Origin of the sequence: Rhodanobacter sp. B2A1Ga4 (assembly GCF_018101315.1) — a bacterium.
Classification (GTDB): Bacteria; Pseudomonadota; Gammaproteobacteria; order Xanthomonadales; family Rhodanobacteraceae; genus Rhodanobacter; species Rhodanobacter thiooxydans_A.
This window is the reverse complement of sequence record NZ_JADBJR010000001.1, coordinates 1,493,503-1,518,491: the sequence shown is the minus strand read 5'-3', so window position 1 is coordinate 1,518,491 and position 24,989 is coordinate 1,493,503. Positions and strand designations below refer to the sequence as shown.

Sequence of the window (24,989 nt, the reverse complement as noted above, 5' to 3'; positions counted from 1 at the left end):
CCGGCCCTGCGCCGGCGTGATGGACGGCGCTGGCGCACAATTTTACGATTCGCCATGACGCATCGCTTCCTTGCGCAATAACTGACGATACGGGAACGCGGCACGCGGTGCCGCCACCTTGTTTCCTGCCCGGCATCCGCGCTGCAACGGCGCAGATGCTGCGTCCTGTGACTGTCGTCACCCGGCGTAGGAAAAAGTCGGATTGTCGTCATGATGCGCAAGGAATAACGTAACCAGATTCGTCATCGGGGAGGTTGACGGATGATCCTTTGGCGGCGTGATCGCCGTTTTGCAGTTACGCGTCCACGCGCTGCCCATGCAAGGGAATGCCAGGGGGAGGCAGCCGATCCGGGCGTAGTTTGGGATCGCTAGACAGCACACCAAAAAAAGGGGCCGTGCCTCGCACGGCAATTCTGAATGGGGTCTACGTGGCCGCATCGGGCCCGTTTGTCCCGAAAAAAATTTGTCTAGGAGTTTTCAATGCCCAATCATTACCGTCTGAAGCTGCTGGTTGCCGCGATCGGCATGGCTACCGCCTCGGTGGCCACGGCTGCCAACACGAAGACCTTGCATGCACAGAATCTCGGTGCGGTGCCGGTCAGCTTGCTGGCCGCCCAGCTCAACCTTGGCCAGAACATGTCGCTGGTACCGCGCAACTCGGCCGCCATCGCCAACGGCCACCAGGTCGTGCGCCAGCAGCAGATGTATCGCGGCGTGCCGGTCTACGGCCGCAGCATTGCCGTGGTGCAGGATGCCAATGGCAACGCGTTGCGCGCCACCGGCGAGCTGATGCAGGAAGACCAGGTTGGCCTGGCCTCGGTTGCGCCCAGGCTGAGCGGCGACCGCGCCATCTCGGCGCTGAAGTCGCACGCGCATACCACCCTGATCGGTGGCGCCACCATCAGCAACCAGCAGACCGACCTGTTCGTGTACCCGCAGGAGAATGGCCCGGCCCGCCTGGTCTACCGCGTGTCCTACTTCGTCGACGGCACCAATCCGTCGCGTCCGACCGCGATCATCGATGCCAACACCGGAGAGGTGATCCAGAGCTGGAACGGCCTGACCGATGCTTCCGCCACCGGTCCCGGCGGCAACACCAAGACCGGCAAGTACCTCTACGGCACCAACTACGCGGCGCTCAACGTGACCCAGTCCGGCAGCACCTGCACGCTGCAGAACACCGACGTCGTGACCAACAACCTGCATCAGGGTACCACTGGTTCGGTGGTCAGCTTCACCTGTCCGAACAGCGACACCGACGCGATCAACGGCGCCTACTCGCCGGTCAACGACGCCCACCACTTCGGCGGCGTGACCCATGACATGTACATGGCCTACGTCGGCGTGGCGCCGCTGAACTTCCAGCTGGTGATGAACGTGCACTACAAGGCCAACTACGAGAACGCGTTCTGGAACGGCACGTCGATGAACTTCGGCGACGGCGCCAGCACGTTCTACCCGCTGGTGTCGCTGGACGTGACCAGCCACGAGATCAGCCACGGCTACACCGAGCAGCATTCCGCGCTGCAGTACTCCGGGCAGTCGGGCGGCATCAACGAGGCCTATTCGGACATCGCCGGCGAGGCGGCCGAGTTCTACGATCGCGGCAGCAACGACTGGCTGGTCGGCGCCGACATCATGAAGAGCGGCACCGCGCTGCGCTGGATGTGCACGCCGACGCAGGACGGCAGCTCGATCGACAACGCCGCCAACTTCACTTCCACCATGGACGTGCACTACAGCAGCGGCGTGTACAACAAGGCGTTCTGCCTGCTCGCCAAGACTGCCGGCTGGGATACCAAGAAGGCCTTCCAGGTCTTTGCGCTGGCCAACAAGGTCTACTGGAATGCCACCACCACCTTCAACTCCGGCGCCTGCGGCGTAGAATCGGCGGCCCAGGACCTGGTCTACAACAAGAGCGACGTGACCGCCGCGTTCACCAGCGTGGGCGTGAGCTGCGCGGGCGGTGGTGGTGGCGGCAGCACCACCGAGCTGCAGAACAACGTCGGCGTCACCGGCGTGGCGGCAGCCACGGGCGGCGACAACGACTACTTCATCACCGTGCCGACCGGTGCCAGCAATCTGGTGATGTCGATTTCCGGTGGCACCGGCGATGCGGACCTGTACACCAAGTTCGGCAGCGCGCCGACCACCAGCAGCTACGACTGCCGCCCGTACAAGACCGGCAATGCAGAGAGCTGCAGCGTGGCCGCGCCGAGTGCCGGCAAGTACTACCTCAAGGTGCACGGTTACTCGGCGTACTCCGGCGTCACCGTCAAGGCGTCCTACAGCACCGGTGGCGGCACCGGCGGCCTGCAGAATGGCGTGCCGGTGACCGGCCTGGCCGGTTCCTCGGGCCAGGAGCTGAGCTACACGGTCACCGTGCCGTCGGGCAGCAACCTGACGATCGCGATCTCCAGCGGCACCGGCGACGCGGACCTGTACGTGAAGAAGGGTATGGCGCCGACCACCACCAGCTACGACTGCCGCCCGTACCTGACCGGTAACAACGAGAGCTGCTCGTTCAGCGCGGCCTCGGGCACGTACTACATCAAGGTGCGCGGCTACACGACGTTCTCCGGCGTGTCGCTGAAAGCCACCTGGTAAGCCCCCTGACGGGCCAGGGAAGGCCCGTCGTTTTACTCAAGGAGCAGTAACCCGGGCCCGGTCGGATCGACCGGGCCCTTTTTCATCGGCGTGGCTCAGCCGCCGACTTCCTCGAAACGGTTGGCGTCGCGGTTCTTGCGCACCTTGGCCGGGTCCCACACGCGGCCGTTCATGGCGATGTAGACGCCATCGGGCAGGGTCTGCACCGCGGCCACCGCGCAGCCGATGTTGAACACCGCGTCGGAACCCTGGAAGCGCGCCGGGTTCAGCGCGCCGGTCAGCACGATCACCTTGCCCTTGATGTTCGCCAGTTCGCGCGCGGTCTCGACCATGGTGTCGGTGCCGTGGGTGACCAGCACGTGGCGGTGCGGCTGCGCCTCGATCGTCGAGCGCACCAGTGCGCGGTCCTCGGCGCCCATGTGCAGGCTGTCCTTGCGCAGGATCGGGATCACGTCGAACTGGAACGCCACGCCGAGCTGGCCGAGGATCTCGCCGATCTGCGGCGCGCCGATCTTGTAGTCCGACTTGTCGTCGAAGTAGATCTTGTCGATGGTGCCGCCGGTGGTGACGATGGTCAGGTGCTGCATGTCGGTGGGCCGTGGAGGGAATCCCGGCATTTTAGCCCGTGCCGACAGGGCGCGGGTTGCGACGCCATCCCTGCAGAGCCCGCGGCCTCATGGAGCCGCTGTACCCATCGGCTGCCGTGGCATCGCGCCGCGGCGGGCTGTATACGACAGGCGGCGGGCAAACCGGCTAGGATTCGGGGGCGCCGGCGTCGTGCCGGGCGGCAGGTGGATTCCGGATCAGGCTGCGGATGAAGGGAAAAGCCACATCGATCGACATTGCCCACCTGGCCGGGGTGTCCCAGGCCACGGTGTCGCGCGCGCTGCGCGGCAGCCCGCTGGTCAATGAGGAAACCCGGCGGCGCATCCAGGCCGCCGCCGAACAGCTCAACTACAAGGTCGACAAGAACGCCTCCAACCTGCGCCGGATGCACACCGGCACGCTGGCGCTGCTGTTCTTCGAGGACCCCACCGCCGACGAGTCGCACATCAACCCGTTCTTCCTGTCGATGCTGGGCTCGATCACCCGCGCCTGCGCGCTGCAGGGCTACGACCTGCTGATCTCGTTCCAGCAGTTCTCGCGCGACTGGCACGCCGATTTCGCCGACAGCAAGAAGGCCGACGGCCTGATCCTGCTCGGCTACGGCGACTATCTGGCCTATACCGACAAGCTGGACAAGCTGGTCGCCCAGGGCACCCGCTTCGTGCGCTGGGGCGCGGTGCTGGCCGACCAGCCCGGCGTGTCGATCGGCTGCGACAACTTCCGCGGCGGCCAGGCGGTGGCCGGACACCTGCTGGAGCGCGGCTGCCGCCGCATCGCCTTCCTCGGCGACGCATCCAGCCACTACCCGGAATTCTTCGGGCGCTATCGCGGCTACGTCGACGCGTTGGAGCAGGCCGGCGTGGCGGTGGACCCGGCGCTGCAGGAAAATGCCGAGAGCACCGAGCGCTCCGGCTACGAGGCGATGCGCAGCCTGATCCTGCGCGAGGTCGGCTTCGACGCGGTGTTCGCCGCCAGCGACCTGATTGCGATCGGCGCCATGCGCGCGCTCAGCGACCACGGCCTGCGCGTGCCGCAGGACGTGGCGCTGGCCGGCTTCGACGACATCGCCACCGCCAGCTTCGTCAACCCGCCGCTGACCACCGTGCTGCAGGACACCAAGCAGGCCGGCGAGGTGCTGGTCGACAGCCTGCTCGGCCTGATCCGCGGCGAGCCGGTGGACAGCGAGGTGCTGCCGGTGAAGCTGGTGGTACGGCGGTCCAGCCTGCGCTGAAACGCTGACCGCGCGGCGCCACTACCGCCTTCACGCGCGATCACCTAATCTGCCCGCGTTGCCATAGCGCCACTGGCGTGACGAGGGTGCTCGCACCATGGATGAACCGCGGCTGGAGCTGGACTTTCATCAGGTGTTCGAGCGGGTCACCGATGCCTACGTGGCGCTGGATCGGGACTGGCGCTACACCTACCTGAATGCGACGGCCTGCGAGCTTTTCGGGCGCAGTGCGGAGGAACTGATCGGCCGGCACATCTGGACGGAGTTTCCGGAAGGCGTCGGGCAGCCGTTCCAGCTGGCCTACGAAAAGGCGATGGCCGAACAGCGCCCGCAGCAGGTCGAGGCGTTCTACCCGCCGTACCACCGCTGGTTCGAGAACCGCATCTACCCGTCGGCGGACGGGCTGACCATCTATTTCCGCGACGTCACCGAGCGCAAGCGCGCCGAACAGCTGGCGGCCGGACAGCACGAGATCCTGGAAGGGATCGCGGCGCAGCGGCCGCTGGCGGAGAGCCTGGAACGGATCGCGCGCCTGCACGAGACGATGAACCCCGGCGCGCTGTGCTCGCTGCTGCTGCTGGACGACGACGGCCGGCACGTGCTGTACGGCGCCGCGCCCAGCCTGCCCGACGCGTACAACCGCGCCATGCACGGGCAGGAGATCGGCGAGGCGCATGGCTCGTGCGGTACCGCCGCGTGGCTTGGCGAGCGGGTGGTGGTGGCCGACATCGCCAGTCATCCGTATTGGGAAAACTACCGGCAGCCGGCGCTGGCGCATGGCCTCAAGGCGTGCTGGTCGACGCCGGTGTTCGGCAGCCACAAGGAGGTGCTGGGCACCTTCGCGGTGTACTTCCGCGAGCAGCGCGAACCGCGCGAGGAGGAGCTGCACAGCATCGACCGCATGCTGTCGATCACCGGTATCGCGATCGAGAGCGAGCGCCTGGCCGCCCGCCTGCGCGAACGCAACCGCTTCTTCGAGATGTCGCAGGAAATCTTCTGCATTCTCGACCCGCGCAGCGGACGGCTGCGGCAGTTCAACCCGTCGCTGCAGCAGCTGACCGGCTACCGCGCCAGCGAGCTGACCTCGCTCCCCTACCGTGAATTCCTGCTGCCGCGGCATCCCGGCGACGCCGCCGACCCGATGCTGGTGTGCGGCCGCTGCGGCGAGCAGATCCACGAGTTCGTCAACCGCTGCCGCTGCAGCGACGGCAGCGAGCGCCTGCTGGAGTGGGTCTCGTTCGCCGCGCCCGACGGGCTGGTCTATGCGGTGGCACGCGACATCACCGAACGCCAGCGGGTCGAGGCCGAGCTGGCGCATGCCTCCAGCCACGACCCGGTCACCGGCCTGCCGCAGTACCTGCTGCTCGGGCGTGCGCTGCGCGAGATGCTGAAGGACGCGACGGCGCCGGTCTGGGTGCTGGTGATCGGGCTGGATCGCTTCCAAGGCGTCAACGAATCGGTGGGCCACCAGGCCGGCGACGACGTGCTGCGGCAACTGGCTGGCCGCCTGCAGGCGGCGCTGGCCGGGCAGCAGAGTCAGGTCGCCCGTGTCGCCGGCGACGAGTTCGTGGTGACCGCGGTCGGCCTGTCGGCGGACGGCGCGCATGCGCTGGCCGAGCGCCTGCGCGCTGTCGTGGCCGAACCGGTCGAGGTCAGCGATTACCGCCTGCTGCTGACCGCCAGCGTCGGCATCAGCCATTCGCCCGACCACGGCAGCGACCCGAACAACCTGTTGCGCCGGGCCGAGGCCGCGATGAACCAGGCCAAGCGGGAAGGGCGCGACCGGGTGTCCGCATTCTCGGTCGAACAAATGCGCCACCTGGAAGACCGCCTGGTGATGGGCAACCAGCTGCGCGATGCGATCCGGCACGGCGAACTGGAGCTGCACTACCAGCCGCAATACCGCGCCGCCGACCACTGGCTGAGCGGTTTCGAGGCGCTGCTGCGCTGGAACAGCCGGCAGCTCGGCCAGGTACCGCCGGCCTGCTTCATCCCGATCGCCGAAGCGTTGGGCCTGATGCCCGAGATCGGCCAGTGGGTGCTCGACGCGGCCTGCCGGCAGCTGCGGGCGTGGCTGGACCGCGGCCACCGCGACTTCACCGTCGCAGTGAACATGTCCGCGCAGCAGGTGCAGCGCCCCGGGCTGGCCGCGCAGGTCGGCGCGGCCCTGCAGCGGCACGGCGTGCCGGCGGCGATGCTGGACATCGAGATCACCGAAAGCTCGTTCATGGAGAACGTGTGGCGCGTGCAGCGCACGCTGGCCGAGCTGAAGGCGCTGGGCATCCGGCTGTCACTGGATGATTTCGGCACCGGCTATTCCAGCCTGGCCTACCTCAAGCAGTTCCCGATCGACAAGTTGAAGATCGACCAGGCGTTCGTGCGCGAGCTGCCGGCGGACACCGCCGACGCGGCGATCGCGCGCACCATCATCGCAATGGCGCACGAACTGCACATGCAGGTTGCTGCCGAAGGCGTGGAGACCACGGCACAGGCGGACTTCCTCGCCGCCGCCGGCTGCGACGAACTGCAGGGCAACCACCTCGGCCCGGCCGTGAATGTGGAGCAGGCCGGGAAGTGCTTCGGCCCGGTGCGCGAGTAGCGCATCGGCGGCATTCGCTAAGGCGGCGCCGGCACTTTCCTGCAGCGCCCGCAGTGCGGCGAGCGCCTGGCTGGCCGACTCGACGGGCACGAACAGATGGTCGTGATATGCGGCGGCGACCACGTTGCAGCTGATGCCGGCCTTGGCCAGCGCCGCCGCCACGGCGGCGGTCAGGCCGACGGCGTGCAGGTCGGAATGCACGCTCAGGGTGATCCACGCGGCGCGGAACAGCACCACCAGCCCCGCATCCTTCGCCTGCTGCTCCGCGACGATCAGGGTCAGTCCCTCGCGCTCACGGAAGGTGGCGATCGGCTCGACCTGATCTGGCATGCCACCTGTGGGTAACGAGGCGAACACATACACGCCGCGGTTCAGCACGGGGCTCATCGAGTGCAGCAGTTCGGCAAGGTTAGAGACGGCGTGGCTCATGGCAGTCATCGCGGCAGGCGCAAGCAGTCAGCTCGCCGGCCGCACGCTCCCGGCCCGGTATGCCATGCCGACGCCGGCCGGCGCGGTCGGTACGAAACCGAACCGGGCGTACAGCTCCTGCGCCTTGCCGTCCGCGATCAGGCTGACGTAGCCGCCGGGCGGCACGTTCGCGTCGAGGTAGCCCATGATCTCCTGCATGACGCGCTTGCCCAGTCCCTTGCCCTGGTGTTCGGGCAGCACCGCGATGTCCACCACCTGATAGAAGCACCCGCCGTCCCCGATGACTCGGCCCATGCCGATCGGCTCGCCGCGATGCAGGATCTGCACCGCGAACAGCGAGCCCGGCAGCCCGCGTGCGGCGGCCTCCTCGCTCTTCGCGCTGAGTCCCGCGCCGGTGCGCAGGGCGTTGTAGACGCTGGCGCTCGGGGTGGCGTGGACGACGGCGTAGGCCGGGTCGTTCGTGTCCATTGGTTATTCGCGCCGGTTCATTTGCCTGTCGACGTGGATGCTGGGTGTACCCGGCGGAACAACCGCAGCCAGAACGCCAGCTCGAACAGCACGCCGGCGAGCACCAGCACGCTGCCGACCAGCGGCGCGCCGAAGAACAGCGGGCCGAGGCCAAGGGCATAGGCGGCGACGGCCGCGAGGAAGATGGCGAATGTGATCAGGTGGCGCATGGTTTCACCTCATTGCGTGGTACGCGGTGCATGACTTCACGGGCGGCTGCAGGCCGTTCCGTGGAAGCAGGGGCCGGCCCGGCCATTTCATCGCGAACGGCCATCGTACTGCCGCACCGGGATGGCCGAAAGCTCGATGCCCTCGATGCAGCGGATGTTGATCGCGGCCATCGCGTTGCCCTTCGGGTCGCTACCTTCGCCGTACGGATGCATGCCGCAGACCGGGCAGAAGCGGTGCCTGATGGCGTGCTGGTTGAACGTATAGCTGCTGGCCGCGTCCTCGGGCGTGAGCAGGTGAAGCTTCTCGCGCGGAACGAACCACAGCAGCGAGCCCTTGCGCTGGCAGATCGAGCAGTTGCACGCCAGCGCCTCCCCGATCTCGCCTTCCACCTCGAATGCCACCCTGCCGCAGTGGCAGCTGCCCTTGTAGTTCATGGCTGTTCTCCCGATGTCCAGCGTTGTGGTGCGATGTTCGATGATGCGCCTGCGATGGATCGTGTCATCACGATATCCCGCTGCGGATCGCTGCCCAGCGGAAAAACATGGTCGCCGACCTCGACGAAGCCGCACTTCCGGTAGAACGCGATCGCGCGCGGGTTGTGCTCCCATACGCCCAGCCAGGCCACGTCCGAGCCGCGTGCCTGCAATGCTTCGATGCAGGCGTGCATGAGGCCCTGCGCGATGCCCTTGCCATGCCACGCATCGGCAACATACAGCCGCTGGATCTCGCCCGGGGATTGGCCCGCGACACATTCCGGAGCATCACCCCAGCGCAGTTGGGTAAACCCGACCAACCCTTCGTCGCCATCGCACAGCAGGGTGAGCATGTACGGGTCGGCGATCTCGCCTGACTGGATTGCCGTGCCGTAACTGGTGCGGCAGTGGAGGTCCATGTCTTCGCGCGTATTCGCCGCGCCGAAGGTGCTGCGGAAAGTCGCCTCGGCAAGCCGGGAGAGCGGTTCTGCGTCACTGGGAGTGGCTGGTCGGATGACGGGCAACGGGGTCTCCCGCGAGTGCCTGGTGTGTGGGTGAAACGTGGTCCGGCGATATTCGATGCTGCAGGCGTCGAGGCGCAAAGCGTTACGCACCTGGGGACGAAGGGGAGTCTCCCGCGGCGTTGCCACCCTCCGCCGGCTGAAGCTCGGTATGAGCATTCGCGGGGCCCGATATCACGCCATCTATCCATCGGGTGTAGCGTGAGACGCGGACGCCGTACAGGATTTCGCCATAGAGACCTTCTACGAATGGGCGACCCGGTGCCCATCTGCTCCAGAATGGATGGCCTGCCGGATACTTGCCCCAGGAGGCCAGGCCGACGAGTTGCCTTGAATCCCCGTTCTCGATGAACAAGGGGCCGCCGCTGTCGCCGCTCCCCGTGATGCCTTCAAGCGGCAAGGCGGATGGCGGCGGGTCAAAGCGATACCAGACATAGCGCGCGTCGGCACCTTCGATCACGTTGAAGGCACGGCGCAGCACAGTCCGATGCGGGCTGTGGGGATCCTGGCCATCGACGCCATTGCCGGTGGCGCCCTTGCCCACGAGCTGCACGGTCATCCCCGCTTCCTTGTTCCCGCGATAGAGAGGCACAGGAATCACATCCGTCACCGGCGATGCAAGTTCGATCAGCGCGATGTCATCGGATGATGCAAGAAATGCGTGCACCCTGGAGAGATCGCCAGATGCCAGGGCTTCCTCGACCAACGGGTTGGGCAGCTTCTTGTAGCCGGGATAGGTGATGACACGTTTGACCTTGCGCGCCACACCGCCGATGGATACTTCGTGTTCCATGCCTTCCATTTGCATGGGCGCCGCGTGCGCTGCGGTTACCACCCACCGAGGCGCAATCAATACCCCTTGCCCCTCACTCGGCATGTCGACCAGCGCGGGGAATGCCGAAGCAGGAACTCGATATCTGGCATCGTTGACATCGCTGCGAATGACGACGGCGCCTGACGTGAACGAGATTGCGAGCAATGCAACGGGAAGAAGGCGTCTCATCTGTGTTCCTGTGATTGAAAGGTGGAAAAGTCCCTGACGCCTTTTTGGATGACTGGCAAGAAACGGGGCTAGATTCGCACACCCGACATCCCGAGCATGATGACGAGCGCCAAGACCATACTGGCGCCGACGGCGACTATCCAGCCGCGATCAACGGCGCGTCGACCTGCCCCGTGTGCGAGAAGTATTCCGCGTGCCCCCGAGGCAAGATGGCCCAGCACGAAGAACACCCCCAGGAGATAGTGCGGCAGCAGCCGGATGTTCCATGCCCCATGGATGATGCCGTCCGGGGCACCGACGGCAAATGCCCAATCGCTCGGAGTTTTCAGATAGCTGCGGGCATAGACGAATACAGAGTCCAGATGTCCGATGACGTAGACGGCGAGGTACAGACCCGCGGCCAATTGAAAGCTGCGGAAAACGTCGCCGCGCTGGCCACTCCAGTGCCAGAACAGACGCATGCCGGTTATCGTCTGCAGGAGCAGCAGCAACACCAGGATCGGTTGCACAACGGGGTTCCGGTAAACGATCTCGCCGATGTGCTGGACGGCGTTGTACGTTTCCGGCGAGGCAAGGAAGAACAGGTGGTTGATCACGTGGAAGGCAACGTAGAAGACGATCACGACTGCCGTAATGCCGTGGACGACACGCCAGCGGGTGACGTTGCTCGGGCCGCCCACGGGCTCTTCGGTATCGGGGCTCGCCAGGGCGATCCCCGCCATGGCCACCCACAGCACTGACCAGACAACCTCGTCCGGCAGACGGCTTTTGACCATGTAGGTCACGACACCCAGAAAGACGTAGAGCGTTGGCGCCATGACGGTGGCGTAGGCGAGCCGGCGCATGCTAGTGGGTCCGGGAAGCTTCCAGGCGAAGGCAAACCCGACGGTGGGCGTGAGGAACACGCCAGCGAGCATCACGACGGCGAGCAGTATCGACGCGAACCCGGCGGCACCGGGGCCACCGACCGCCATGTGAAAGCCATCGAGCCAGAATGGATAGCCGATGGCCGCCAAAGCGGGAATCAGTCCGAGGAATTTCGCCAAGCCGTACGACCTGACGCCGGTGGCTGGCGCCGCCGACATCTCGCGCGTACTCGTATTCATTTTTGGAATCTCCATGGGGGAGCGGCGCTCGCGCTCGTCTGCCCATGGATTATGAGAGTTCCTGCGGAAAAGTTGACACCGACTGGTTAGCCGCCCTGGGCTCCGAACCCGACGGGAGAACGACAGTCCATCAGGGCAGACACAGTTGCGCCAGGCTTGAAAAATTCAACGTATCAGCTTCTTGATTGCCGCCTGATCCGGCCGCCTGATCCCGCAGCGTTGAATCGGGTGGATCAGTGCGTGGGATGCCCCCGCTCCTGCATCAGCCGCATCAACTCCGCCACCAGGTCCGCCCGCTTCGCGGTGGCATCCAGCAGATAGACCTGCACGTCGTGCGCGGGAACGCTGGCATGCAGGTGGCCCCCTGCAGCCACGTCGATCGCGGCGCCCCCGAGCGCCGGCTGCCAACGGCTGGGCTGCAGATACTCGCCGATGTCGAATGACGCGACGGCATCGCCCTTGTTGAGCAGCACCAGCGCGATCTGGTGCGTGTTGCCTTTCTGGTACACGCGGTAGAACGCGGCCTGGTTGCCGGCGAAGCGCAGCGGCAGCATCAGGCCGCGCTGCAGGGCGGGGGTGTTTTCGCGCAGCTGGGCGATGCGCTTGAGCTGCTGGTAGATCGGGCTTTTCGACGCCCCGTCGATACGCTGCTGGCCGTAGTAGTTGCGGTTGCCCTGGTGTTCGGCTTTGCCGCGTTCGAAGCCGGTCTCGGAACCGTAGTAGATGGCGGGGATGCCGCGGGCGGTGAACAGGAAGTTGTTGGCGTCGATGAAGCCGGCGTCGGTGGCGTTCAGGCGGGCCATGTCGTGGTTGTCGTAGAACGTGACCAGTTCGTACGGGTTCTGGTACGGGCCGTTGGTGAGGTAGAGGCGGTCGAGCAGGTGGGCGTAGTCGCTGTCCGGGCGTTCGAACACGTCGCCGAGGCGGCCGCGCAATGGGAAGTCGAGCACGCTGATGGCGCCATTCTCGGGCCAGGTGTACTGGCCGATGTTGTCCGGGCTGTAGTCGAACGCCTCGCCGAACATGAAGAAGCCGGGATGCTTCGCGCGGATGCGTGCGCTGAACTGCTTCCAGAACGCGGTGGACATGTGGCTGATGGTGTCGATGCGGAAGGCATCGGCGCCCTCGCCGATCCACTGCTCGTAGGCGCCCACGAAATAGTCGAGCACGGCCGGGCTCTGGTCGTCGTTGTTGGACAGCTGCACCAGATCGTCGTAGGCGTGGTAGAAGCGGTGCAGCGGGTTGCGTGCGGGATCGAGCTGGTATGGCGGCAGGTTCTGCTCATCGGCGATCAGCCTGCCGTCCTTGTCGAAGATCTGGCCGTACTGCGGCTGCCGCACCGGCATGCTGAAGGCGGGCGAGCCGTGGTTGACCACGATGTCCTGCACCACCTTCAGCCCGGCCGCATGCATCTTCGCGGTGAACTGGCGGAAGTCGAGGCCCTTGCTGGGCAGGTGTTCGTCGAGCTTGTAGAAGTTGACGCCCCAGTAGCCGTGGTAGCCGGTCTTGCCGCGGTCGGTGAACTTCGAGCCCCAGCTCACCGGGTCACCACCGGTGAACGCCTCGTCGGGGTTGTCCACGATGGGGGTGATCCACACCGCGCCGAAGCCCATGCCGCGGATGTAGCCGGCGTTGTCGAGCACGCCCTTGAAGTCGCCGCCGAGGTAGCCGATGTTCGCGCTTTCGCCCTTGGGCGCGCCGGGCACCGGGATGTCGAAGGTGCGGTGCGGGCCGCCCTGGTCGCGGTGGTCGTTGCTGGGATCGCCGTTGACGAAGCGGTCGGTCATCACGAAGTAGATCGCGTTCGACGCCATCGGCGCATCGGTGCCGACGAATTCCGGCACCGATGCGGCCGGCGCGGCGGCATGGGCGAGGCCGCAGGCGAGCGCGGCGACGAGGGCGGTGAGCAGGCGTGACTTGGGCATGGTTCGGGATCCGCGATGCAGGATGGGTGGCGGGCGGCGCGGTTACGCGGCGTTTTCGGGCAGCGGCACGCGCAGCGTGCACAGGCCGGCGACGAGCAGGCTCACGCCGCCCAGGCCCAGCGCCCAGATCGGCTGGTTGTGGAAGAACAGCTTCAGCAGCACGCCCAGCACACTGGCGGCCAGCAGCTGCGGGATCACGATGAAGAAATTGAAGATGCCCATGTAGATGCCCATCTTCGCCGCGGGCAGGTTGTCCGACAGCATCGCGTAGGGCAGCGAGAGGATCGAGGCCCAGGCGAAGCCCACGCCCACCATCGAGGCGACCAGCCAGTGCGGGTCGCGGATGACGAGGAATGACAGCAGACCCAGCCCGCCCAGCCACAGGTTGACCAGGTGGCTCATGCGCAGCCCGCAGGCGCGCACCAGCAGCGGGATCAGGATCGCAGCCAGCACGCCCACGCCGTTGTAGGTGCCCATCAGCACGCCGGCCCAGTTGGCGCCTTCGTTGTAGGCGACCGAGGTGGTGTCGCTGGAACCATAGAACGTCTGCGACACCGCCGAGGTGGTGTTGATCCACATCGCGAACATCGCGAACCACGAGAAGAACTGCACCCAGTTGAGCCGGCGCATCGGCAGCGGCATGCCGTGCAGGTCGCCCATGATGTGGCGCAGCGGGCCGTCGCTGCGGGTGCCGCTGAGCCACACGAACAGCGCGCCGAAGCCGGCCAGGCCGCCGGCCAGCAGATACAGCTCCTGCTCCAGCGCGAAACGCCGGATCAGGCCCAGCAGCACGAGCCCCAGCACCAGCAGCAACGCGCCGATCTTCCACGCGCCGGCCACGCTGCCGGGCGCCTCCTCGGTACGGTTGTCGGAGAACGACTCCAGCTGCTCCGGCGGGTACTCGCGGGTGCCGAGGATGGTCCACAGCATCGCGCCCAGCAGCACGAACGCGCCGGCGTAGAAGGCGTACTTCACCGAGTGCGGCACTTCGCCGGCCGGTGCCGTGTTGGCCACGCCGAAGTGGGTGAGCACGTAGGGCAGGAACGAGGCGACCACCGCGCCCACGCCGATGAAAACACTCTGCATCGCGTAGCCCAGCGGGCGCTGCTTCGGCGGCAGCTGGTCGCCGACGAAGGCGCGGAACGGCTCCATCGACACGTTGAACGAGGCATCCATGATCCACAGCAGCCCCGCGGCGATCCACAGCGTGGGCGAGTTCGGCATCGCCAGCAGCGCCAGCGTCGCCAGCACCGCGCCGGCGAAGAAGTACGGCCGGCGCCGGCCGAAGCGGTTCCAGGTGCGGTCGGAGAAGTAGCCGATGAGCGGCTGTACGATCAGCCCGGTGAACGGCGCGGCGATCCACAGCACCGGAATCTGGTCGACGTTCGCGCCCAGCGTCTGGAAGATGCGGCTGACGTTGGCGTTCTGCAGCGCGAAGCCGAACTGGATGCCGAGGAAGCCGAAGCACATGTGCCAGATCTGCCAGAACGACAGCTCGGGTTTGGCGCGCAAGGCCGTGCCGTCCTTCATGGCGTGCCCCGGTCGGTGGCGAGCGGCGCGACCAGCAGGGCATGCACCTCGGCCTGGTTCAGCGGGCCGCTGCTGCCGCCGTTGCCGCCGCTGCCATTGTCAGCGGTGTAGTGGGCGAAGTGGGCGAGGTAGCTCATGTTGAATCCGTCGTCGAGGGCGAAGTGGCAGGTGCTGCCGGCTTTCGCGGTGAAGCTGCCCCAGGTGGACTGCTGCGTACGCACACTGTGCGCCATCACGATCGGCAGGCGCTGCTCGTCGCTGCCGTCGCAGCGGATCACCAGCATCTTCACTGCGGCAGTGATGCCGGTGTTGATCGGGCCGTGGTCGTTCGCGTAGTCGAGCGCGACGCGATAGTTGCCGCTGGCCGGTGCCGTCCACGTGCGCGGCCAGCCGCCGGTGACTTTCGTCACCTCGCCCACGCAGGTGGCGGGGCTGTGCAGCGATTCCAGACCGTGTGCATCCACGCGCGTGGCGCTGAGGCAGGCTAGGCCGGCTTGCCGCGCGAGGTGGCTGTCACCGTCGACGCTGCCGTGGGCGTGGCCGTTGAGGTAGAGCCGCACCTTGCCGTCGGTCGTGATCTTCCAGCCATCGCCATCGGCTCGCGCCAGCGGTGCGGCGGGGGCGACGGGTGCGTACAGCGGCGCGTCGGTGCGCAGCGGCGGGTCCGGCACCTGCACCGCCTTCAGCGTCACCGTGGTGGTCGTGCCGTGCGTGGTGGTGCGGTCGGCGACGAGCAGGTTGCCGGTGTAGTTTTCCGGAAGCTGCAGGGTGATCCGGCGGTTGCGCAGGTCGAGCGTGATCGCGTGGCGCTGGCCGAACAGCATCGGCACCAGCGCGGTCGGCAGTTTCGGTTGCACGCTGCCGTCCTCGTTCAGGCCGAACACGCCTTCGGTGACCACCGCCAGCGCCGCCGCCACCGACCACAGCTGGCGCGGCGAATTCACCACTGGGCCGCTGAGCTTGCCTTCGTCCAGGTGCTGGCCCTGGGTCAGCAGCTCGTAGTTCTCCATGTTGGAGCCGTACAGCGCGGCGCCGCGCAGCACCGACTCGATCTCGTGCGCGATGCGCGCGGGCTGCTCCGTGATGCGCGCGGCGCGCAGCGCGTAGGCGCTGACGAAAGGCCAGATCGCGCGGTTGTGGTAGATCGGCTGGTCGGCACGCTCGGGCCAGATCACCGGGCTGCCCGCGGGCCACGCGGGATAGTTCGCCAGCGCCTGCCGCGCGCGCTCGCCGTCGGCCACGCCGCTGTCGACCGCCAGCGCGATGCCGAGCAGGTCGTAGCTGTCGTAAGGCGTGCCATCGCCGCCGATGTAGCTCATGTACATGCCGCGATCGGCGCGCCAGAAGTGGGCGTTGATCGCGTCCTTCAGCGCCGCCGCGCTGGTGCGGTAAGCGGCAGCGGCTTTCGCGTCGTGGTGGGCATCGGCCAGGCTCGCGGCCAGCTGCAGCGCCTGGTAGTGCAACACGTTGGTGGACAGCGCAAAGGACTGCGCGATGAAGGTGACCTGGTCCGCCGTCCATGCGGGGTAGCTCTGCTCGCGCCAGTCGAGGAACGAGGTCTCGCCGCGGTACAGGCCGAACGCGGCGTCGAACGCGTACAGGCGATCCTGTGCCAGCGTATTGCCCAGCGCCTTGTACACATCGGCGGCAAAGGCCTTGTCATCGAGCAGGTGGCGCGCGCCGAGGAACCACACCACGCGATCGGTGCTGATCGGCCAGCTGCCGCCGGAGCCGGTGTCCTGCATCGCGTACAAGCCCTGCGGTGCGGACGGAACGCGCACGCCGGACAGCTTGAACTTCAGCCCGTTGCGCGAACGCGTGGGGTCGAAACGCCACAGGCCCAGGTCGATCGCGTAGGACAGGTCGCGCGTCCACACGTACGGCCACTTCAGGCCGGTCACGAAGCACTGGCAGGGAATCGGCTGGCCGTGGTCGAACGCGCCGTCGCGGATCGCGCTGACCGAATCCTGCGCCAGGTCGTCCTGCGCCATCGCGAACAGGCCGTCGAACAGGGGGCTGGCGGTGTCCGTGGAGAGCGGCTGCGCTGCAATGACGCGCTGGCCGTACGGCCATGCCAGCGTGTAGCTGTGCTGCGCGTCGCGGCTGATGGCGACGTGCACGCCGTGCCAGTCAAGGCCGTCGTGCCAGGCCGGCGCGGTGGTGGCGGCCATGGCCGCGGCGAGCAGCAGGCTCAGCATCGGCCGGCCAGCTGCAGCGGGTTGCGGATCGGGTGGGTCGTCGACATGGGCTCTCCGGCGGCTGTTATGTCACGGCGTGGCATGTCCCGCATTTGCGGCTGCAACATCGACGACAGACGGATGTCGGGATGAGCCCTGCATGGTAGGTAGCGTCGCACTGCAGCAACCAGCCCATGCATACGTATTCATGGGCGAACGGGCGGTATGCCGACCTCGACATTACCAGCGCCGTTCCGCAGGGCGGGCACGGCCCGCCAGCTTTTGGCCGGGACCGGAGCGGCGGGCCGTGCCCGCCCTGTTGGGCGGAAGCTGCCTCAACGCAGCTCGATCACCACCAGCCCCTGCACCGGCACGTCGATCGCGAGTTTGCCGTCATGCACGTCCACCGTTTCCGGCGCAGCCAGCTTGCCCGCTTCGCGCAGTTGCACGATCTGCGCGCGGCTGGGGGAATCGGGGCGGCCCATGCGGTCGAACGCGGCGACGGCGTTGCCGTGGCTTTCGTCCACGCGCCACACGGTGGCGCGGGCGGCGGCGGGCAGGTTCTTCAGCGCGATGTCGAAGCGCTTCGGCGTGCCGGTCGGCTTGCCCGGCGTGTAGCTGGCGGTGTCGCCGACCGGCGGTGCGTAGTTCCACAGTGCGATGACGACGGTGCCATCGTCGCGGCGGGTGACCAGCGCGGAATCCGACTTCGTCGCCAGCTGGCGGTCGCCCAGCTTGTGCAGGATCGCGAACGCGTTGAACGCGGGCTTGGGAATGCGGTTGGCGGCGATCAGGCCGAAGCCGCCGTAGAACGGGTTGCGCACCACACCCTGTTCCTCGAACACGTCGGAGAACGACCAGTAGCTCATCGCCTGCACCTTGCCGGCGCATTCGCGGATGGTGTTGGCCAGCCACGGACCCATGAACACGGTGTCGGTGACGTTGGGCAGGTTGGCGTAGCTGGCGTTGTACTCGCTGAAGATCAGCGGCAGGTGCGGATAGGGCGAGGCAGCGATCTCCTTGTGCACTTTGTCCACCGAGCGGCAGACCATGTCACGGCGCGGAATCGACTCGCCGGTGTGGAACACGTTGTCGGCGGTGTCGTCGCCGTAGACGTGCGTGCTGATGAAGTCGACCGGCACGTTGTTCTTGTGCACGTGCACGAGGAAGTCGGTGGCCCACGCGGCCTGCGCCGTGGCCGGGCCGCCCACGCGGATGCGCGGGCTGACCGCCTTGAGCGCGCGCACGGTGTGGTCGTACAGGGTGAAGTAGGTGGACTGCGCGGGCTTGCCGACCCAGAAGCCGATGTTCGGCTCGTTCCACACCTCGAAGTACCAGCTGGCCACCTCGTCGATGCCGTAGCGCCCGACCAGGTGTCTGGCCAGTGCGTCGATCATCGCGTCCCACTCGGCGTAATCCTTCGGCGGCGCAATGTTCGGGTGGTACCAGAACGGATGCAGCGCGGCGGGATCAGAGGTGAGTTCTGGCGGCATGAAACCGAGCTCCACGAACGGCTTGAAGCCGTGCTCGAGCAGGCCGTCGTAGATCTGGTCGATGTAGGAGAAGTTGTAGGAGATCTTTCCCTGCGCGTCGCGCTGTATCAGGCCCACGTCGTGGTCGAGGATGCCGTGGAAGCGGATGTAGCCGACGCCGGTAGCCTGGTGCACGGCATCCAGATCCTTGCGGTAGTCGTCGCGCAGCGCGAGTGCGGCACGACCGGAGCCGAGCATCTGTTCCCAGAAATGCGGGAACGGCGTGCCTTGCGCGCTGGCGTCGATGTTCAGGCTGGTGGTCGTGGCGGGTGGCGTGGCGCTGGCCGTGCCGGTGAGCAGCAGGGCGGCCGCACAAACGCCCAGGGCCAGGTGGCGAAGCGAGGCGGAACGAGTCATGGTGGGATCCTGTTCGACGCGTGGGAGTGGCGCGGGGGACGGAGCAGCCGGAGCCTGCAACCATCAGGATGTAAACGTTTACATCGGGCGGAGTTTCCTACACCGCAAGGGGCCGCGTCCAGCGGCGGCGTGGCGCGCTTGCCACGTCGCCGCCACGGGCCGGGTTCACTGCGCCAGGATCGCCCCGTAATGCCCGTTCACGCTCACGCTGACCTGGCCGTTCTGCACGGTGTACTGCGTGCCCGAGATCAGCTCGGTGACGGTGCTGCCGTTGGTCATGCTCAGCTGCCACACCGGCACCGTCACCGTGTGCGTCACCGAATCGTTGTTGAGCGCCACCGCGATGCGGTTGGTCGCGTCGAAGCGGCCGTACGCGTACAGCTTGTTGGTGTCATCGGTCAGCAGGGTCATGAACGAGCCGGTGCGCAGGGCCGGATAGGCATTGCGGATCGCGACCAGTTTCTGGGTCAGTGCCACTGCGCTGTTGGTCGAAGTGCCGACGGTCCAGTCGAAGGTGCGCCGGTTGTCCGGATCGGCGCCGCCTTGCATGCCGTATTCGTCGCCGTAATAGATCGTGGGCGTGCCGACGTAGGTCATCTGGAAGAACAGCGCGAGGTAGGTTTTCCAGATGTCGCCGCCAGCGCGATTGCCGAAGCGGGTGATGTCGTGGCTGCTGAGGAAGTTGCTCATCGCCTGTTGCACGTTGGTCGGGTAGTTCGCGCGGGTGCCGTGCAGCCAGCTGTCGAACTGCGAGACCGGGATGCTCGCCGCATTGCCGCTGTAATCCTGGCCGGTGATCCACTCCGATACCGGCTGGGTGAAGCCGTCGTAGTTCATCGCGCCGTCCCACTGGTCGCCGCCGTCGGTCCACGGACCGGCGTTGCCCCAGAACTCGCCGAGGATGTCGGCGTTGGCGTTGACCGATTTCACCGCGCTGCGCAGCTCGGCCATGATCTGGTGGTTGGCGGTATCGCTGCCGTTGCCGCCGCCGGCGTCGAGGTACTGCGCCGCGTCGAGGCGCCAGCCGTCGATCGAATAGGGCGATGCCAGGTAAGTCTTCACCACCGAGCTGGTGCTGCCGTAGATGGCGTTGCGCACGGCCGAGCCGCTGGCGCCGTAATCCAGCTTGGGCATGCTGGAGAAGCCGAAGAAGGCCGAGTAGGTATTGGGCCAGCTCTGGAAGGTGTAGTAGCCGTAGGTCGGACTGGATTGCGACTCGTAGGCGCCGGTGATGCTGGTCCACCAGTTGTAGCGGTCGAACCACTTGTGGGTATCGCCGGTGTGGTTGAACACGCCGTCGAGCACCAGGTAGCCCTTCGGTCCGTTGCTGGTGCTGTGGATGTCGGCGCTCAGCGTCTGCAGCGTGCTGTTGCTGCCGAACGCCGGGTCCACCGTCATGTAGTCCTCGGTGTCGTACTTGTGGTTGCTAGGCGAGAGGAAGACCGGGTTGAGATAGATGATGTCCGCGCCTACGGTGTTCTTGATGTAGCCCAGTTTCTGGTCGATGCCGGACAGGTCGCCGCCGAAGAACACGGCGGTGTTGCAGCCGCTGACGTTGGCCACCACGCTCGACCCCCAGGCATGCTTCTCGGTGGCGCAGCCCGCGTAGGTGTACTGGCCGTTGGTTACGTCGTTGCCGGCGTCGCCGTTGTAGAAGCGGTCAGGGAAGACCTGGTACATCACGCCGTTCTTCATCCATGCCGGGGTGGTGAAGCCTGGGAGGATGAAGAAGTCGCCGGAGGACGGCTCGGTGGAGGTGGTGCCCGCGGCGTTGAGCCAGGCGGTGGCGCTGCCGTCGTTGATCTGGAAGCGGTAGTACTTCTTCGAGGCGCTGGCCGGGATGGTGCCTTTCCAGTAGTCGAAATTGCCGGTGGGATCGTTCGCCGACCAGCTCATCGCGACCCAGTGGTAGGCACCGTCCGCGCTGTCGTAGTACTTGATGTTGGCGCTGCTGATGTCGCCCTTGAACGTGCGCAGGGTCAGCGTGACCGCCTGCGCGGAAGTCGGCTCGACGTGGTTGTCGTACAACGGGCCCTGGTCGTGGAACAGGCCGCTCCACTCCACGTTGTTGTCGTTGCTGGCGGCCCGCGCCTGCTCATGGATAGCCGGCAGTGCGTAGAGCGCCAGCGCCGCGGCGAGCGCGCAGGCCAGGGTGGATTTCGAGCCGTGTCTCGCGTTGCCGTGATTGCCCATCGAACGTCCCTCCGCAGGTGAGTGGATCCGGCGTGCCCGCACGGGAACGCCGGGGTTCTTGCGCTTTCAGGAAACCTTGAACCGCCGGCCGGTCCTACATGGCGATCGTGATTTGCGCGGCACGCGCTGCCGTCACCCGTACGTAGGTGACGTCGCCGTAGCGGTCGTGGCCGCGGGCCCAGCCTTCGCCGTCGCCGTGCTGCAGGGCGGCGAGATCGGCGAAGGCTTTCAGCTGGCCGACGCTGGCTGCTGCGGTGCCGTGGATCTTCAGCAGGTAGAAACGCAGTGCCGGCTTGAAGCTGCCGCTCGCCTTGCCGATCTCCAGTTGCACCGTGGCACCCTGGCGCTGCACCGACAGCGGCTGCAGGAAGTACGCGCCGTGCTCGTAGCCGTAGGTGGCGCCGTCGTCGTCGTAATAGTCGAACGTGCTGCGCTGCGCGGCGGGGAACACGTCGACGTCGAGCTGGGTCAGCGGCCGTTCGCCCACGTAGTCCACCGGATCGGCGCGGGTGGGGACGATCGCGCCCTCGCGGACGAACAGCGGGATGTCGCGCCAGGTCTTGTTGTCGACTGCCAGGTGGATGGTCCGGCCGCCGTCATAGCTCTTGCCGCTGAACCAGTCGGTCCAGCGTCCAGCGGGCAGGTAGATGTCCTTGGCAGTCTGGCCCTCGACCACCACGGGCGACACCAGCAGCCAGTCGCCGAACAGCCAGCTGTCGACGTCATTGCGCAGCTTCGGGTCCTGCGGCCAGTTGAACAGCAGCGGGCGTACCAGGCCCACGCCGGTGGTGCGGCGCACGTGTTCATAGCTGTAGATGTACGGGATCAGCGCCTGGCGCAGGCGGATCGCGTCGGTGGCGGCCTTCTCGGCGAGCGGGCCGTATACCCACGGCTGGCGCTTCTGGCCAAACTCGCCGTGCACGCGGAAGATCGGCGTGAACGCGCCGAACTCCACCCAGCGCGCGTAGTTCTCCGGCGTTGGCGTGCCGCTCTTGAAGCCGCCGCCGTCCATGCCCCACTGCATCGCGCCCACGTTGATCGCGCTGAGCATGCGTGGGCGCTGCGCGGCCATGCTGGCGAAGCCGGTGGCAATGTCGCCCGACCACAGGCCGTAGGCATAGCGCTGCGAACCGAGCCAGAAGTTGCGGTTGATCGACCACACGCGCAGCGGCGAATGCGCGCGCTGGCCGTCATACGTGGCGCGCTGCATGTTGAGGAACTGGGTGTTGCTCTGCGTTGTGTCGGCCTCGTCGTTCCACCAGCCCACGATGCCGCTGTCGAAGCTGTGCTTGAGCGCGTCGTTGAACCACCACGCGCGCGCGGCTGGCTTGTCGAAATCGATGTCCTTCACCGGCAGGTGCGAGAAGTAGTCCGGACTGGCCTTCTCGCCGGGCAGCCACAGATCGTGCGCGGTGGCGTAGCGGCCCTCCACGGTGTCGACGTGCACGCGCGGCTTCATGATGCCGGTCATGTGCACGCCGAGCTTGTCCATGTCGGCCTTCAACTTGCCGTCGGGGCCGTCGGGAAATTTCGTCGCGTTCCAGCGGAACTCGCCCCAGTCCTTACCCCAGTCCTTCCAGTCGAAGTCGAAGGTGAAGGCGTCGATGGGGATGTGCCTGGCGCGATAGGTGGCGATGATGCGACGGAACTCCGGCTCGTCGATGCCCCACTGGCTGTTGATGAAGCCGTTCGACCATTTCGGGAACAGCGGCGCGTGGCCGCTGAGGTTGGCCAGTTCGCCGAACAGTTGCGGCGGGTTGCCGGCCATCAGATAGACGTCCATCGCGGTCCTGGAAAGGCCGTCGATGGCGATGCGCCCGTCACGCAGCGCAAAGCTCGCGCCGTCGCTGTCCACCAGCACGCCATAGCCCGCCGTGCTCCACACGAATGGCGCACCGGCATGGCCCTGCTCGCCGGCCCTGGCGACCTGCGCGCCGGTGCGCAGCAGGCCGGCGGAGGCATCGGCATCCTTGTCATAGCCGCCGATGCCGTACAGCGCGTCGCCCTGCGCGTGGGTCAGGACCACCTGACCTTGCGCCAGCGCAGCGAGATCGAGGGTGAGCAGCAGCTTGTGCTGCGTATCGCGTAGTTCCAGCGTGTTGCCACCCTTGCGCCAGGTCGCCGTCAGTCGGCTGCCGACCAGGATCAGGTCGCCGTCCTGATGACGGACCTGCGACTTCGTTTCGGGTGGTGCGACCGGGTCCATCACCAGCGTGGGCCTGTCGTCCGCGCCGTCGGGCAGCGCACGCACGTGCACGACGCCCTGGCCGGCGAGCTGGATCGACAATGTCTCGTGCGGTAGCCGGAACGTCACGCTGCCGTCGTCGACGCCTGGATTGGCGAGTACGGCGGTCCTTGCGGCATGGGCCGGCACGGCCAGCAGCAGGCTCGTGGCCAACGCGGCGGCGAGTGTACGCCGGCCCATCACTGCAGCACCACGCTGGTGTAGGCCGGCACGCTGAGCGTGTCGCCGTGGATCGCGGCGCCGGGGCCGGTCTGTTTCAGCACGCGACCGAAGTGCGGCGCACCCGGCACGTCCAGCGCCATCGTCTGCGTCTGGCCGCACAGGTTGTGCACCACCAGCACGCTGCCGTGCGGATCGGTGCGCTGCCACGCCACCAGGTGGTCGCTGGCTTCGGGATAGGCGCGGAAACCGCCGTCGCGCAGCGCGGGCAGCTCGCTGCGCCAGTGGATCAGCTGCGTGTAGAGGTTGAGCAGGGAATGCGGATCGGCGCGCTGGGCCTCGACCGAGACCGCGGCGCCATTGGCCGCATCGGTCGCCTCCCAGGTGGTCTCGCCCGGGGCTTTCGTCGAGCGCTGCCAGCGCATCGGTTCGCGCAGTGCCGGGTCGGGCTTCCTGCCCCGCGTGCCCAGCTCTTCGCCGTAATAGATGTACGGCTCGCCCGGCAGCGTGAGCAGCATCGCCGCGGCGGTGCGCATGTGTTGCAGGTTGCCATCGAGCTGGCTCATCACGCGCTCCTGGTCGTGGTTGGAAAGGAACGGCGCGTCCTTGATTGCGACGCCGCCCACGGCTTCATAGGCGGCATAGGTGCGATCGAGCGTGGGTCCGACGCCGAGGTTGCGCTCGCTTCTGGCCGCGTCGATCAGCTGTGCCGCCAGCGGGAAGTTGAACACCGCGTCCAGCGGCTTCAGGTACGGTGCAAGGTCGGTGGCCGCGGGCTGCGTCACCTCGCCCACCAAATAGGTGTGCGGATTCACCGCGTCGAGGCCGCGGCGGTATTCGTTCCACCAGGCGAGGTTCTTCGCCAGCGCGGCAGGATCGTCCACGTCCCAGGGAAAGTTCTCGTAGATGTGGCGCGCGGCGTCGAGGCGGAAGCCGTCCGCGCCCTGCTTCAGCCAGAACTGGCCGGCCTTGATCATCTCGCCGCGCACCGCCGCGTTGTCGTAATTCAGGTCCGGCATCTCGCCGGTGAAGATGCCCAGGTAGTGCTGCAGGCCGGCGGCGTGCCAGGCGCGGCTGCCGGCGGCGCTGCCGCTTTCCAGGTCGGTGTAGGGGCCGGCCCAGGTGTACCAGTCGTGGTAGGGGCTGGCCGGGTCCGGCGCGGCCTTGAACCAGGGGCTCCGGTCGCTGGTGTGGTTGATCACCATGTCGATGATCACGCGGATGCCGCGCTGGTGCGCCGCTGCCGTCAGGCGGCGGAAATCGGCCAGCGTGCCGTACTGCGGATTGACGTTGTAGTAATCGGTGACGTCGTAGCCGTGGTAGCTCGGCGAGGGGTTGATCGGCATCAGCCAGATGCCGCTGACGCCAAGCGACTTGAGATAGTCGAGCCTGGCGGTGACGCCGTTCAGGTCGCCGATGCCGTCGCCGTTGGTGTCGACCCAGCTGCGTACGAAGATCTCGTACCAGACACCGGAGGGTGCTGCTGCCGCGGCGGTGGCGGGCACGGCGGCGACCGGCGCGGCGCTGGCCGGTGCCAGCAGGGCGAGGGGCAGGGTGAACAGCAGCGATGAAGCGATGCGTCGGATCATGGGTGGCTCCGGCAAGGGTGGCGCGCCGC

The 24,989-nt window shown here is 66.8% G+C and carries 17 protein-coding genes and 1 pseudogene; 3 read left to right on the top strand and 15 right to left on the bottom strand.

Going from position 1 to position 24,989, the window contains the following annotated elements; all coding sequences use genetic code 11:
• Nucleotides 1–480: 480 nt before the first annotated feature.
• The gene (locus tag IMW82_RS07185; RefSeq protein ID WP_108470791.1) at nucleotides 481–2,607 is read left to right on the top strand and encodes a pre-peptidase C-terminal domain-containing protein; all 2,127 of its coding nucleotides are present in this window, start codon (nucleotides 481–483) and stop codon (nucleotides 2,605–2,607) included.
• A gap of 95 nt (nucleotides 2,608–2,702) precedes the next feature.
• Here the strand turns inward: IMW82_RS07185 and IMW82_RS07180 are convergent, their stop codons facing one another.
• Nucleotides 2,703–3,194 carry an asparaginase domain-containing protein gene (locus tag IMW82_RS07180; protein ID WP_108470790.1) on the bottom strand — a complete coding sequence of 164 codons (492 nt, stop codon included), beginning with the start codon at nucleotides 3,192–3,194 and terminating at the stop codon, nucleotides 2,703–2,705.
• A 227-nt stretch (nucleotides 3,195–3,421) separates the two neighbouring features.
• Here IMW82_RS07180 and IMW82_RS07175 point away from each other — a divergent pair, with 227 nt between their 5' ends.
• Entirely contained in the window at nucleotides 3,422–4,444 is a 1,023-nt protein-coding gene (locus IMW82_RS07175; protein ID WP_108470789.1) for a LacI family DNA-binding transcriptional regulator, read from the top strand.
• A 97-nt stretch (nucleotides 4,445–4,541) separates the two neighbouring features.
• On the top strand, nucleotides 4,542–7,043 hold the full coding sequence (locus IMW82_RS07170) for an EAL domain-containing protein (protein WP_211004117.1): 2,502 nt from the start codon (nucleotides 4,542–4,544) through the stop codon (nucleotides 7,041–7,043).
• 60 nt (nucleotides 7,044–7,103) lie between these two features.
• Here the strand turns inward: IMW82_RS07170 and IMW82_RS07165 are convergent.
• The 14 genes and pseudogenes from IMW82_RS07165 to IMW82_RS07100 form a co-directional block, all read right to left on the bottom strand.
• Nucleotides 7,104–7,472: pseudogene (locus IMW82_RS07165) on the bottom strand (ACT domain-containing protein); the annotation flags it as partial.
• Nucleotides 7,473–7,499: 27 nt separating this feature from the next.
• Nucleotides 7,500–7,940 (bottom strand): GNAT family N-acetyltransferase, encoded by a 441-nt coding sequence (locus IMW82_RS07160; RefSeq protein WP_211004116.1) that lies wholly within the window; start codon nucleotides 7,938–7,940, stop codon nucleotides 7,500–7,502.
• A gap of 17 nt (nucleotides 7,941–7,957) precedes the next feature.
• Nucleotides 7,958–8,149: a glycosyl transferase family 39 gene (locus IMW82_RS07155; protein ID WP_211004115.1), complete on the bottom strand. Its 192-nt coding sequence runs from the start codon at nucleotides 8,147–8,149 to the stop codon at nucleotides 7,958–7,960.
• 87 nt (nucleotides 8,150–8,236) lie between these two features.
• Nucleotides 8,237–8,584, bottom strand: coding sequence for a GFA family protein (locus tag IMW82_RS07150; protein WP_211004114.1), 348 nt, complete (start codon nucleotides 8,582–8,584; stop codon nucleotides 8,237–8,239).
• The gene (locus tag IMW82_RS07145; RefSeq protein ID WP_211004113.1) at nucleotides 8,581–9,147 is read right to left on the bottom strand and encodes a GNAT family N-acetyltransferase; all 567 of its coding nucleotides are present in this window, start codon (nucleotides 9,145–9,147) and stop codon (nucleotides 8,581–8,583) included. The genes IMW82_RS07150 and IMW82_RS07145 overlap by 4 nt, the downstream gene beginning before the upstream one ends.
• A gap of 82 nt (nucleotides 9,148–9,229) precedes the next feature.
• The gene (locus IMW82_RS07140) at nucleotides 9,230–10,147 is read right to left on the bottom strand and encodes a trypsin-like serine protease (RefSeq protein WP_211004112.1); all 918 of its coding nucleotides are present in this window, start codon (nucleotides 10,145–10,147) and stop codon (nucleotides 9,230–9,232) included.
• Nucleotides 10,148–10,215: 68 nt separating this feature from the next.
• The gene (locus IMW82_RS07135) at nucleotides 10,216–11,253 is read right to left on the bottom strand and encodes a hypothetical protein (protein ID WP_211004111.1); all 1,038 of its coding nucleotides are present in this window, start codon (nucleotides 11,251–11,253) and stop codon (nucleotides 10,216–10,218) included.
• 233 nt (nucleotides 11,254–11,486) lie between these two features.
• Nucleotides 11,487–13,178, bottom strand: coding sequence for an alpha-amylase family glycosyl hydrolase (locus tag IMW82_RS07130; RefSeq protein ID WP_211004110.1), 1,692 nt, complete (start codon nucleotides 13,176–13,178; stop codon nucleotides 11,487–11,489).
• A gap of 42 nt (nucleotides 13,179–13,220) precedes the next feature.
• Nucleotides 13,221–14,708, bottom strand: a complete 1,488-nt coding sequence (locus IMW82_RS07125; RefSeq protein ID WP_211004109.1) for an MFS transporter — start codon at nucleotides 14,706–14,708, stop codon at nucleotides 13,221–13,223.
• Nucleotides 14,705–16,906, bottom strand: coding sequence for a Six-hairpin glycosidase-like protein (locus IMW82_RS07120; protein ID WP_211004108.1), 2,202 nt, complete (start codon nucleotides 16,904–16,906; stop codon nucleotides 14,705–14,707). Before IMW82_RS07120 ends, IMW82_RS07125 begins: the two co-directional genes overlap by 4 nt.
• Nucleotides 16,907–17,220: 314 nt before the next feature.
• Nucleotides 17,221–18,774: a glycosyl hydrolase family 39 gene (locus IMW82_RS07115; protein ID WP_211004107.1), complete on the bottom strand. Its 1,554-nt coding sequence runs from the start codon at nucleotides 18,772–18,774 to the stop codon at nucleotides 17,221–17,223.
• A gap of 165 nt (nucleotides 18,775–18,939) precedes the next feature.
• Nucleotides 18,940–20,967 (bottom strand): glycoside hydrolase family 13 protein, encoded by a 2,028-nt coding sequence (locus IMW82_RS07110; RefSeq protein WP_211004106.1) that lies wholly within the window; start codon nucleotides 20,965–20,967, stop codon nucleotides 18,940–18,942.
• Nucleotides 20,968–21,061: 94 nt separating this feature from the next.
• Complete coding sequence (locus tag IMW82_RS07105; protein WP_211004105.1) at nucleotides 21,062–23,392, bottom strand: TIM-barrel domain-containing protein; 2,331 nt, start codon at nucleotides 23,390–23,392, stop codon at nucleotides 21,062–21,064.
• Complete coding sequence (locus IMW82_RS07100) at nucleotides 23,392–24,960, bottom strand: alpha-amylase family glycosyl hydrolase (protein ID WP_211004104.1); 1,569 nt, start codon at nucleotides 24,958–24,960, stop codon at nucleotides 23,392–23,394. The genes IMW82_RS07105 and IMW82_RS07100 overlap by 1 nt, the downstream gene beginning before the upstream one ends.
• Between the last annotated feature and the right edge of the window lie 29 nt (nucleotides 24,961–24,989).

Excerpts from the sequence above, each read along its gene's own strand:
- IMW82_RS07140 (WP_211004112.1), bottom strand. The coding sequence starts at position 10,147 with ATGAGACGCCTTCTTCCCGTTGCATTGCTCGCAATCTCGTTCACGTCA.
- IMW82_RS07110 (WP_211004106.1), bottom strand. The coding sequence starts at position 20,967 with ATGGGCAATCACGGCAACGCGAGACACGGCTCGAAATCCACCCTGGCC.
- IMW82_RS07160 (WP_211004116.1), bottom strand. The coding sequence starts at position 7,940 with ATGGACACGAACGACCCGGCCTACGCCGTCGTCCACGCCACCCCGAGC.
- IMW82_RS07135 (WP_211004111.1), bottom strand. The coding sequence starts at position 11,253 with ATGAATACGAGTACGCGCGAGATGTCGGCGGCGCCAGCCACCGGCGTC.
- IMW82_RS07130 (WP_211004110.1), bottom strand. The coding sequence starts at position 13,178 with ATGCCCAAGTCACGCCTGCTCACCGCCCTCGTCGCCGCGCTCGCCTGC.
- IMW82_RS07125 (WP_211004109.1), bottom strand. The coding sequence starts at position 14,708 with ATGAAGGACGGCACGGCCTTGCGCGCCAAACCCGAGCTGTCGTTCTGG.
- IMW82_RS07105 (WP_211004105.1), bottom strand. The coding sequence starts at position 23,392 with ATGGGCCGGCGTACACTCGCCGCCGCGTTGGCCACGAGCCTGCTGCTG.
- IMW82_RS07120 (WP_211004108.1), bottom strand. The coding sequence starts at position 16,906 with ATGCTGAGCCTGCTGCTCGCCGCGGCCATGGCCGCCACCACCGCGCCG.
- IMW82_RS07185 (WP_108470791.1), top strand. The coding sequence starts at position 481 with ATGCCCAATCATTACCGTCTGAAGCTGCTGGTTGCCGCGATCGGCATG.
- IMW82_RS07150 (WP_211004114.1), bottom strand. The coding sequence starts at position 8,584 with ATGAACTACAAGGGCAGCTGCCACTGCGGCAGGGTGGCATTCGAGGTG.
- IMW82_RS07170 (WP_211004117.1), top strand. The coding sequence starts at position 4,542 with ATGGATGAACCGCGGCTGGAGCTGGACTTTCATCAGGTGTTCGAGCGG.
- IMW82_RS07100 (WP_211004104.1), bottom strand. The coding sequence starts at position 24,960 with ATGATCCGACGCATCGCTTCATCGCTGCTGTTCACCCTGCCCCTCGCC.
- IMW82_RS07155 (WP_211004115.1), bottom strand. The coding sequence starts at position 8,149 with ATGCGCCACCTGATCACATTCGCCATCTTCCTCGCGGCCGTCGCCGCC.
- IMW82_RS07115 (WP_211004107.1), bottom strand. The coding sequence starts at position 18,774 with ATGACTCGTTCCGCCTCGCTTCGCCACCTGGCCCTGGGCGTTTGTGCG.
- IMW82_RS07180 (WP_108470790.1), bottom strand. The coding sequence starts at position 3,194 with ATGCAGCACCTGACCATCGTCACCACCGGCGGCACCATCGACAAGATC.
- IMW82_RS07175 (WP_108470789.1), top strand. The coding sequence starts at position 3,422 with ATGAAGGGAAAAGCCACATCGATCGACATTGCCCACCTGGCCGGGGTG.